Here is a 10,500-nt window from a genome sequence, read left to right as displayed (position 1 = left end):
CAATTAGAGATGTTAAACAGTGAAAACTTCAGTCATCCTGTGCATTGGGCAGCTTTTATACCCTTGGGTGACTGGCGAAGCCTTGAGAAGTAATGAGTAATGAGTAATGAGTAATGAGTAATGAGTAAGAAGGGGGTTAATCAATAACTCACCGTGTAAGGAGGTTAATATTGTTAATTGTTAATTGTTAATTGTTAATTAACCGTGACATCCACAGCCATTATGGGCGCAACCAGTTGTACCTTCTTTGTGTCCATTTGCACAGGCATCTGAGCAGAAATACTGAGCATCTTTTTGTATCGCACTTGTTATGTCAACTATACATAGACAAGAAGGACAAGCACATTTCATTTGAGTAACAGTCGCAGTAGTCATATTTGACAATCTCCTTTTTAATCAATATCTGAACGATCGTTCAGCCTTTTCTTCATTATAGTTTAAAATCTGAATAACTGTTCATAAATTCATAAAAATTTAATAATTGAGGTTTGCTCAAAAAGTCAAAAAGCTATTAAAATACAGTTTATTTTTTTTATTTATGGTAAAAAATACTATAATTGGGGTAGAATAAAAATGATAACTTATTTGAAGGATAACTCTTAATGGTGTTTACTGCAACTATTGCCCCCAATCAAACCTCTTTAAACCATATTCCCGATGATTTATTTGGCTCGATCGAACAACTCAAAAAAGAGCTAAATGCAGTGATATTAGCCCATTATTACCAAGAAGGGGACATCCAAGACATAGCAGATTATATAGGAGACTCCCTCGGATTGTCTCAACAGGCAGCGACGACATCCGCCGATGTGATTTTATTTGCAGGGGTGCATTTCATGGCAGAAACCGCCAAAATCCTCAACCCTGATAAATTAGTCTTATTGCCCGATTTGGAAGCAGGATGCTCATTAGCTGATAGTTGCCCTCCTGATAAATTTGCCCAATTCAAAGCCCAATATCCAGAGCATATCGTCATTTCTTATATTAACTGTACCGCAGAAATAAAAGCCCTTAGTGATATTATCTGTACCAGTTCAAATGCTGTTAAAATTGTGCAACAAATTCCCGAAAATCAACCCATTATCTTCGCCCCCGACAAAAATTTAGGGCGTTATGTGATGGAACAGACAGGACGAGATATGGTATTGTGGGATGGTAGTTGTATAGTCCATGAGACTTTTTCTGAGAAAAAACTGATTCAGTTAAAAGTGCAACATCCCCAAGCAGAAATTTTGGCACACCCTGAATGTGAAACTCCCATTTTACGCCATGCAGACTATATTGGTTCAACCACGGCATTATTAAAATATGCCCTCAAAAGTGCTTCTAGGGAGTTTATTATTGCCACAGAACCGGGTATAATTCATCAGATGGAAAAAGACGCACCCCAGAAATTATTTATTCCTGCACCTCCAGAAAATAACTGTGCTTGTAACGAATGCCCTTATATGAGGTTAAATACCCTCGAAAAAGTCTATTTAGCTTTAAAAAATCGCACTCCAGAAATTATTATCCCCGAAGCCGTCAGAATCAAAGCCTTAAAACCCATTCAAAAAATGTTAGCAATGTCTTCCTAATAGGTTTTGCTCATAATTAGTTTTTATCTTGTAACAAATACTGACTGCTATATATTTTTTTTTGCTGGAGAAAACTTTATTAATGAGTTTGAGAAAATAGGAGTAATTTAAGAAAAAATTGCCATTTTCCTTGACTTTTTTCTTATTTTTGGTAATAATAGATAATATAAAGATCATAATGGAAATCTCGTTGTTTATACTTAAAATTGTCAATATTCCCATTATCTAAATTTTATCAAAAAAGTCAATAGTTGTCAAGGGAAAAGTCGAAAAAAAAGCGGTTATTTTGATAAGCAATAACAGGCAAAATGCCTGTTTCACGGAGATTGGAGTTTCGTAGGGTGGGCATTGCCCACCTCCTACATTTTTATCTGAGTTGTGCTGTACGAATGTTCAACTCTAGTTGTTGATTAGCTCTAACTACAGATAACCTCAAAGTTTGATTAAGTCCAGTACTTTCGACTAATCTTTGTAACTGATTAGCGTCTGTAACGGGTTGATTATTGGCTTTCACAATCACATCACCTCGTCGAAGTCCGCCTTCTTCTGCTGGAGTATTGGGTAAAACTCTCATCACTAAAACCCCTTCCACTTCAGGAATCATAAAGGCTGTATTGGGATCTCGATTATTCTCCCTTGCTAATTCAGGGGTTAATCTGACCATCTGAATACCGATATAAGGGTGAGGTACTTCTTTTCCTTGAGCTAAAATTGGTTGCAACTCTTTTGCCCTATTAATGGGGATAGCAAAACCAATGCCTGTTGCATCGGTACGAATCGCTGTATTGATACCAATTACATCCCCTCTGGCATTCAAGAGGGGTCCTCCTGAATTACCGGGGTTAATAGCCGCATCGGTTTGTAAAAAGTCGATTCTCTTATCTAAGATACCTACCTGAGAAGAAGGACGATTTAAAGTACTGATAATGCCTAATGTTACGGTATTGTCTAAACCGACAGGATTGCCTACGGCGATCGCCCAGTCTCCCACTTTCACAGAGGATGAGTCTCCAAGGGAAGCAAAGGGTAAATTTTGCCCTTGAGGATTGATTTTAACTACCGCTAAATCTGTAACTCGATCGGTTCCTCTGACTTGTCCTTCAAATTTACGTCCATCTTTGAGGGTAACGGTTACTTTATCTGCTCCACTCACTACATGAGCATTGGTTAAAATTATACCATCTCGATCGATAATAAAACCCGAACCCTGCCCTGCTACTCTTCTTTCTTGAGGCATACGGTTACGGAATTGATCCCCGAAAAATTGACGGAAAAAAGGATCATCAAAAATGGGATCGATCGATCGAGTCACAACCCTTTCCGTATCAATCCTGACTACAGATTTGCCCGTTTTGTCAATGGCTTTTGCGACAAAACTATCGGCGGTGACTGGTACATCTGCCTGAGCTAATACATCTGCATTCGCTTTTTGAGCTATAAGGGGTTGAACTCCACTAAAAACAATTATTACCCCTACCATAACGGCAAGAAGATGAGAAAAAAATTGACGAAGGGATTTATTCATATTCATAACCTTAAAAAGATGTAAAGATTTGATACTTTTCTTATCACCAGACGTAAAGAAATAAGATAATAGTTTCGCAGTTTATGATCATTTATTGTAAAGGATAAGTTTTTTTCCTTTTGGGGAGTTAACAGTAGTGTTTTCCCTATCTCGATCGAGATCATGACTTACAAGGAATTAACTTGTAGGTTGGGTTAGCGAAAGCGTAACCCAAAAAAACTTAGTTTATTGATACGTGATATTAGGGCAAATATTGCTTAAATTCAGCTCTATCATAAAATTGAGTCATTGATTATAAACAGCACCAGACTTAGCCATGATGAGGATAATTCGATCGTAGGGAGATTGCTTCGTAACCTCTCCATGACGTTTTTCGTGATCAATGAGTGAGTCTAGCAAAAATATATAGCTAATCTTGATATGATAGTTTTTGGCTTTGATGTCAAGATCAAATTAAGATCATAAATAAAAAAGTTAATCATAAAATATTGTTTGGGAGAAAAAAATGTTACTAGACGCTGTAACTAATGTAATTAAAAATTATGATGTCTCCGGTCGTTATTTAGATCGTAATGCCCTTGATTCTTTAAAATCTTATTATAAATCTGGTACAACTAGATTACAGGTTGCTTCCATGATTAACGCCAATTCACCTGAATTAGTTAAAAATGCAGGGCGCCAATTATTTGAAGAAGTACCCGAATTAATTCGTGCTGGTGGTAATGCTTATACCACTCGTCGTTATTCTGCTTGTTTAAGAGACATGGATTATTACCTTCGCTATGCTAGTTATGCTTTAGTAGCTGGAGACAATACCGTATTAGATGAAAGAGTTTTACAAGGTTTAAAAGAAACCTACAATTCTCTTGGTGTACCCGTAGCGCCCACCGTCAGAGGCATTCAAATCATGAAAGAAATGATCAAAGAAATGGCTTTACAGGCGGGAATGGAAAATCCTGATTTTGTGGATGCACCTTTCGATCATCTTACCAGAGAGTTAAGTGATATTTCCGTGTAAATAATTTATTGCGAGGCGGATTTTTGGTGTAAACCTTGTTACCTCGCAATGACAATTTTTTGCTTTAGTAAACTAGAACGCATTTAAAGTTTACTGATAAAATCATTAAGAGAAAATAAAATCTAGGATTATTTGGCAATTTTTATTATTTTCATTAACAGGAATAATGTTAATTATTTTGATAAATTCTCGTAAATAAAAACGACATTCAGAGGGAGATAAATCACTCCAAAATTGAGGATTAGATAAAGCTGTAGAAATTTTTGTTAAGTTATCTGGTGGTAATTGGGCTATTTTTTGCTTAATTTTACCTATTTCTATATGAATTTTATAATTTCTTATTTTACCTGTTTCTTCGTCTAAAATGTTATCTTTAATTAGTTGATTTATCTGTAATAAATTTTCTTCTTTTTCTAAAATTTGTCTTTCTAATTCTCTTTTAATTATTTGCAAATTTGGAGCTTGAAAATTTTGACTGAGTTGGGGTAATTGTTCACAAATTTTGTTAATGGTTTCTTGAAAAATTAGGTCATATTTAAGGGCTTTACAATTAATTTCTCTAGGGCATTGAGTGGGAATTAAGTATAAATATTTATCTTGATATTGTTTCTTATTAATATGGCTTATTCTAAAGGATGATGAGCATTGTTGACATTTGATTAATCCTGCGAGAGCATAATTTGCAGAAGCGCTACGGGGTTTAACTAAACGATGACTTTTTAAAATTCGATCGATCTGGGCGGATTCTTCTCTAGTTATAATAGCGGTATGGGTATCAGGAATAACTATATTATTTTTATAAGCTAAATCTCCTCGATAAATAGGATTTTTTAACCAATAACGAGCAGTAGATAAGGCAATTTTTTTATTAAATTTGTTTTCAATATATCTGACGGTATCCGCTAAAGAAGCGTATAATAAAAATCGATCGAAAAACTCTCGGATAATCGGCGCAGTCGATCGATTCACAATATAACTATCTTTGCCTCGAATATAACCAAAGGGAGCTTTCCCCGGAGGCGGTAAAACTTTTAAACGATTATTTCCGTGACCTTTTTCTAACTTTTTTTGGTGAATTTTTTGTCCTATTTCTTCCCAAATATTAATTAATAAATTACGATTTTTACTATCTTTTATTAGCTTAAATTTACTGGTATTATAATTTTCTTCGATCGAGATAATTTCTATCTGATAATTTTCAATTTTAGAAACTAAAGAGACAATTTCTGTGATGGTATCTCCTAACTCCGATAAACTACGAATCAATAAATAATTAGGAGAATTTTGTTGACAATCTTTAACTAATTTTTTTAACTCTTTTCTCTCCCCCATATCCTGATAAACTCGATCGACTTCACAACCCCAAAAAAATTGATCGGGGATAAAATCAATAACAGGATCAGTATAAGTATAGGCAATAATCAACGCTTAAGAATTAAGAATTAAGAATTAAGAATTAAGAATTAAAAACTATACACTATACACTATTCACTATACACTCCCTTTAATTGGAAGTCTGAGAAGCAAACATTTCTTTCAACTTGCTTAATTGACTAGCCCAACGAGGATCGGGTTGAATAGATTCAGTAACAGAAACAGGCTTGTCTCCTTTAGGTTTTCTATCCCCACTTTTACGAGTTTTTTTCGTACTAGCTTTTTTAGGTCCTTCACGGCGACTAGGTTTAACTGTGGGAGCTTCTGTAGGAGTAGCAACTTCGGCGGTAGCATTAGATTCCCCTTCAGTAGCTTCATTAGTAGCACCGTTTTCTTCTTTTTCCCCTTTGGTACGAGGTAAGGCTTTTTCAATCAAAAGGACAAAATCAGCACCATTTTCATCTTTAAAAGGTTCGCCATTATAGACAAAAACTTGCTTATTATATTTACTAATGAATAAATCTGCATCTTCATCGGTAGGTACAGTTACAAAACCAAAACCACGACACTCATTTTTTTTGCGCTCTTTGATTAATTTCGTTGTGAAAGAAGGCTCAAATTCACTGAACATTTTTTCAAAACCTTCTTTTTCCAATTCTGCTTTAGGTAACTTGACATAAAGACGTACAGACATTGAGTTTTCCTCCAAATTTTTTATATGTAATAAATTTTTCTAAGATTTATAAAGTTACCACAGATTAACTCTTGTATTCACAACAAATGAGCTAGTTAACTATTGCTAGTCGAACTAACTCTACATCGCTTATGATTTAATTTTGTCCCAGCATTCTCTGACGACTTAAATATCATTAACTGCTTTGCTATCAATTGGGTTGTAAAAAAATTATTTTAATTGAATTGAGAATAATCTGAAGTTTTTTTATATATAAGTTATCCTTAACCAATAGATTCTATCATAGCTGTATCTTTCTGTTAACCATTTTCCCTGTCAAAATCACTTTTTTTCAAGGTTTTATCATTTTGAAGATGATCTAGGTATTTATGCTTATTGTTCAGCATGAGCAGTTTAAGATAATGAGCTATGATAATCATTAAGGTAGTTATTTTTGCAAGGAAAGTTAGCGGCTTATCCCAGATACAAGAATAACAGGTTTTAGTTCTAAAGTAAAGGAGAATCTAAGATTATGTCTAATTCTATGGAATTGTCTCTCGAACAACAATTTAGTTTACGTTCTTTTCAAACTCAAGTGGATAAAATGAGTAGGGAACAAGCAAAGGAATTTTTGCTTAAATTATATGAGGAGATGTTAGTGAGGGAAAACGTCTATAAAGATGTCCTTAAACATCAATGGGGATTGTAGGAATTTAAGAATTAGGAATTAAGAATTAAAAATAAGAAATAAGAATTAGTAGTTAATTCTACCTGTTCACTTGTCCTCTTGTCCAAAATCAATCAATTTTGATTCTGACTTTGAAAATGTCCTGCTCGATTAGTACATATTGAGTTTTGTTACAAATGTTGCAATTTTAATCTACACATTAAATAGACATCTTCAAAAATACAGGCAAGATGCCTGTTCTACGGTAATAAAATCATAATTTCTGGAGAAGTCTAATAGTTAGATCATTTCTGTTAGAATTTGTTTAATATGTAGACAGGCTTTGATACAATTGAAAAAGTGTGTGAGAGTTTGTTACTTCACTCGGTAGGTTATTTTAAGTTACCACAAATGAAATCCAATTTTCTTGATTGTTCTTTGGGCAAAAAATCCCTTCTTTCCCTGATTACATTGGGTTTTTGTCTAACCAGTGTATATCCTAGTGTTGCATCTGAATCGATCGTAGCATTAAAAAATGAATTATTAAAGATAGATTTACCTTCCCTACCTCCCTTAAAGGAGTCCAATGCCTATCTTTATTTCCCTGATGAGGTGGCAACGGTTAAACTTGTGTTAAGGTTGGGAGCGAAAAAAGTCGAAGTGTATGACGCAGATCAACTGATTGCTAGTTATCCTGTCGCCGTTGGTAAAAAAGGTTGGGAAACTCCTAAAGGAGAATTTGAAATTATCCAGATGATCGAAAATCCTTCTTGGGAAAATCCATGGACGGGTAAAATATCTCCCCCAGGTCCGAATAACCCTTTAGGGGAAAGGTGGATAGGATTTTGGACTGATGGTAAAGATTTTATCGGTTTCCATGGTACACCCGGAGAACATTTGATCGGTCAAGCCGTGTCTCATGGTTGCGTCAGAATGAAAAATAGTGATATTAAAGAACTGTTTAAATTTGTTTCTTTAGGTGTTCCTGTCACTGTTGTTCAATAATGAGTAATGAGTAATGAGTAATGAGTAATGAGTAAGAAAGGCAAAAGGCAAGTAAAAAAGAATGTAGGGGTTTAATATATTAAACCCAACCCCATCAAAAAATATCATTATTTTATCTTCTTCCTGTTCACCTGTCTCTTACTTTCATTCTCTTTGTCATTGCGAGGAGCGAAGCAATCTCGAAATATAATGATTTTATGACCAATCAAGAAATAACAATACAAGATTTTTTAGAACAGGAAAAATATCAAAGTGTCATAGAATTTGTTGAAAATATTTTAATCAGTGAAGAAGATAATAATAGTTTAAAAATTTATTTAGCTATTGCTTATTTATGTTTAGAAGAAATCGAAACTTATCGCAGTATTTTACTAAATTTAGTCTTAAATAGTTCAGAAGAAGAATTAATAATCATTGCTGAAAATATCTTTAATATGGCTGATGTTCAAGTTAAGCAAGAGAATTTTGATTTAGCTATTATCTTATATCAAGAAGGTTTAGAAATTAATCCTCAGTGTAATTCTGCTTATATCAATTTAGCTCAATTATTCACTCAGCAAGGAGATTTTGATTCGGCTATTTGTTTATGGCAGGAATTGATTTTACAACAACCTAACTTAATTATTTCCTATGAAGAATTAGGATTATTATGGCAAAATATTCATGAATATAACCGTTCGATCGAAATTTATCAACAAGGTTTAAATATAGAAGCAAATAACCTTAAAATATTAACAAATTTAGCTTATAGTTGTCTTAAGAATAATCAAACAGATTTAGCTCAAATTTATTTAGAAAAAATCATTATAAATGATCCTAATAATCAAGAAGCATTAGGAGAATTAGGTTATATTTATATTCTCGAAAATAAGTTAGATTTAGGGATAACATTATGGCAAAAAATTCTTAATGATGATTTTTGTGAGCAATATATTTCTTGGTATAATAACCTTGAGAATAAATCAGAAAATTTAACTATAAATATTAACCTTATTAAAGCCTTAAAAAATAAGCTCGATCGAGGAGAAATTGCTTTATATCTTGGTCATTTATTCTTTGAGCAAAAACAATATTTTTTAAGCATTAATTACTATCAAATTGCCTTGGAAAATAACGTTAAGGATGACTCTCTTTATTATCATTTAATTCTGAGTTTATGTTACACTCAACAATCTTCAAATTGTCATGAATTAATCTCTAATTATCTCAATATTCTTGATAGCATAAATCCAGAAAAAAGTCAAGCAATAATTAACATTTTTAACAAAAATTCATCTTTAAAACTCATAGAAAATTCTACAAATATACCTAAAAATTATTATATAAAAACTGCCGATTGGGTAAGAGAAACATCAAATATTAATACTAATTACCGTGAGTTTGATTTAGATAATATTTTGCGTTTAAAACCGCCTCAAAATAATAGAAATAATCTCCATCCTAGCTTTTATTTTCCTAGCTCGATCGAACTGTCAAAACCGTTTATTGTGAATATTGAAAATGGACGTTTTTATCTGCGAGAAGATGAAGGAAGTAGTGCGGTAATAACTCCAGAAAACTGGTTAATAGGGGATATTTCTCCCGAATCTCCTGCCTTAAGTCCAAATCACCCTGATAGTCACCCTAGCAAAAACTCGATTTTTCAAACAAAATTTTTACCACCTATTCAACAAATAAAAGGTAATGTTATGGTGTTAGCAGGATTGTTAAATAATATCTATTTTCATTGGTTATTTGATATTTTACCTCGTTTTAAGTTACTAGAATTAGCTAATATTAATGTTGCCGATATAGACTATTTTTTAATCGATAATCGCACTAATTTTCAAAGGGAAACTTTAACAATTTTTGGCATTCCTCCTGAAAAAATTTTACCCTTATCTTTTCCTTTACATATACAAGCTACTAATTTAATTGTGCCTTCTTTCCCCGGTTCGATCGCATGGATGCCGTCTTGGAGTTGTGAATATTTGCGAGAAAAAATTTTAGGGAATCAAACTATTGTTAATAATCCCCATAAAAAAATTTATATTAGTCGAGATCGATCGAGCAATCGCCGTTTAATCAATGAAAAAGAAGTGATAAATTTACTTTTAAAATATGAGTTTGAAATTGTCAACTTAGAATTATTAACAGTACGGCAACAAGCTGAATTATTATCTCAAGCAAAAATAGTAATTTCTCCCCATGGTAGCGGTTTAAGTAACCTTGTTTTTTGTCCACCAAAGACAAAAGTTATCGAAATTTTTGCACCTAATTATGTTTATCCCTGTTATTGGTTAGTGAGTAATTTAGTTGATTTAGACTACTATTATTTAACAGGAGAAATTATTGGTAGTAAACATTTTCATCAACTGCTTTATCCTGACTCCCGATTTGAAGATATTTATTTAAACTGCGATGATTTAAAACAACTTCTAACGATTCTTTGCAATTAGTTGCTTCGCAATAAATGATCCTGTTGGCGAAATAAATCTTAATATAAAACTTGACAAAAAGTCGGTCTTATGCAATCACTCGCTTCGCAATAAATGATCCTGTTGGCGAAACATTTTGTTACAGGGCAAACGCATACTAAAAATTTGTGAGATACTGAAAAAGTTAAGTTAGTTTTCGTGTTTGACTAAAAACCCTGATGAGTACTGTCGTAAATTCATTATC

9 protein-coding genes are annotated in these 10,500 nt (G+C 33.2%); 5 read left to right on the top strand and 4 right to left on the bottom strand.

Going from position 1 to position 10,500, the window contains the following annotated elements:
- Nucleotides 1-198: 198 nt before the first annotated feature.
- Nucleotides 199-375 (bottom strand): metallothionein, encoded by a 177-nt coding sequence (locus tag ACN4EE_RS20320; RefSeq protein ID WP_431708324.1) that lies wholly within the window; start codon nucleotides 373-375, stop codon nucleotides 199-201.
- Nucleotides 376-602: 227 nt separating this feature from the next.
- Between ACN4EE_RS20320 and nadA the strand changes: the two genes are divergently transcribed.
- Nucleotides 603-1,577 carry a quinolinate synthase NadA gene (nadA, locus tag ACN4EE_RS20315; protein ID WP_431708323.1) on the top strand — a complete coding sequence of 325 codons (975 nt, stop codon included), beginning with the start codon at nucleotides 603-605 and terminating at the stop codon, nucleotides 1,575-1,577.
- A 367-nt stretch (nucleotides 1,578-1,944) separates the two neighbouring features.
- Here nadA and ACN4EE_RS20310 read toward each other — a convergent pair whose 3' ends face one another.
- On the bottom strand, nucleotides 1,945-3,108 hold the full coding sequence (locus ACN4EE_RS20310; protein ID WP_431708322.1) for an HhoA/HhoB/HtrA family serine endopeptidase: 1,164 nt from the start codon (nucleotides 3,106-3,108) through the stop codon (nucleotides 1,945-1,947).
- 499 nt (nucleotides 3,109-3,607) lie between these two features.
- Here ACN4EE_RS20310 and apcB point away from each other — a divergent pair, with 499 nt between their 5' ends.
- On the top strand, nucleotides 3,608-4,120 hold the full coding sequence (apcB, locus tag ACN4EE_RS20305) for an allophycocyanin subunit beta (RefSeq protein WP_431708321.1): 513 nt from the start codon (nucleotides 3,608-3,610) through the stop codon (nucleotides 4,118-4,120).
- Nucleotides 4,121-4,225: 105 nt separating this feature from the next.
- Here the strand turns inward: apcB and ACN4EE_RS20300 are convergent, their stop codons facing one another.
- Both ACN4EE_RS20300 and ACN4EE_RS20295 read right to left on the bottom strand, forming a co-directional pair.
- Nucleotides 4,226-5,545 carry a recombinase family protein gene (locus ACN4EE_RS20300; protein WP_431708320.1) on the bottom strand — a complete coding sequence of 440 codons (1,320 nt, stop codon included), beginning with the start codon at nucleotides 5,543-5,545 and terminating at the stop codon, nucleotides 4,226-4,228.
- A 79-nt stretch (nucleotides 5,546-5,624) separates the two neighbouring features.
- Nucleotides 5,625-6,188, bottom strand: coding sequence for an RNA recognition motif domain-containing protein (locus tag ACN4EE_RS20295; RefSeq protein ID WP_431708319.1), 564 nt, complete (start codon nucleotides 6,186-6,188; stop codon nucleotides 5,625-5,627).
- 511 nt (nucleotides 6,189-6,699) lie between these two features.
- On the opposite strand from ACN4EE_RS20295, the gene ACN4EE_RS20290 reads away from it, so the two are divergent.
- The 3 genes from ACN4EE_RS20290 (at nucleotide 6,700) to ACN4EE_RS20280 (ending at nucleotide 10,277) form a co-directional block, all read left to right on the top strand.
- Complete coding sequence (locus ACN4EE_RS20290) at nucleotides 6,700-6,876, top strand: NblA/ycf18 family protein (protein WP_431708318.1); 177 nt, start codon at nucleotides 6,700-6,702, stop codon at nucleotides 6,874-6,876.
- 369 nt (nucleotides 6,877-7,245) lie between these two features.
- A complete protein-coding gene (locus ACN4EE_RS20285; RefSeq protein ID WP_431708317.1) occupies nucleotides 7,246-7,839 on the top strand; it encodes a L,D-transpeptidase in 594 nt (197 codons plus the stop codon).
- Nucleotides 7,840-8,036: 197 nt separating this feature from the next.
- Complete coding sequence (locus tag ACN4EE_RS20280; RefSeq protein ID WP_431708316.1) at nucleotides 8,037-10,277, top strand: glycosyltransferase 61 family protein; 2,241 nt, start codon at nucleotides 8,037-8,039, stop codon at nucleotides 10,275-10,277.
- Nucleotides 10,278-10,500 lie beyond the last annotated feature (223 nt).

The sequence above is a fragment of the Geminocystis sp. CENA526 genome (genome assembly GCF_050753365.1).
Taxonomy (GTDB): Bacteria; Cyanobacteriota; Cyanobacteriia; order Cyanobacteriales; family Cyanobacteriaceae; genus Geminocystis.
Note: the sequence above shows the minus strand (reverse complement) of the source record. Positions and strands in the feature narration are given on the sequence as shown.